Annotated in this window: 1 pseudogene; it reads left to right on the top strand. The window is 70.3% G+C overall.

Features of this window, described 5'->3' with window-relative positions:
• Positions 1–184 (top strand): annotated as a pseudogene (locus AC1DYG_RS20795) (lipoate--protein ligase family protein); the annotation flags it as partial.
• Positions 185–367: the final 183 nt, after the last annotated feature.

Raw genomic sequence — 367 nt, 5'->3', positions numbered from 1 at the left:
GGTCGACCCGATGCGCTCGCAGACCGGAATGGAGCGCGACGCCATCATCGCCGCGTTCCTCGCGCACTTCCGCGCCCGCTACGACACCCGGGACAGCACGTACACCGACGCGGAACTGGCCGCGGCACGCGAGTCGGTCGGCTCCAAGTTCCGCACCCCGGAGTGGACCTACCGCGTGCCGTGACCACGTTCTCGGGCAACGACGGTAAGGGAAGGCCGGCGTCGGCGGTGCGACTCAGGGGAGGGGCCTGACTACAGCTCCCGGAGGTCGCCGAGGTCGGCCGAGAGCCAGTGCTCGGGCCGCATGTACACCGCGACCTGGCCGCCGTAGGCCTCGGTCGCCTTCAGGTACGGGTCGACTTTGTCC

This window comes from Pedococcus sp. P1_H8 (assembly GCF_056405175.1).
This window is presented reverse-complemented; position numbering and strand designations above follow the sequence as displayed.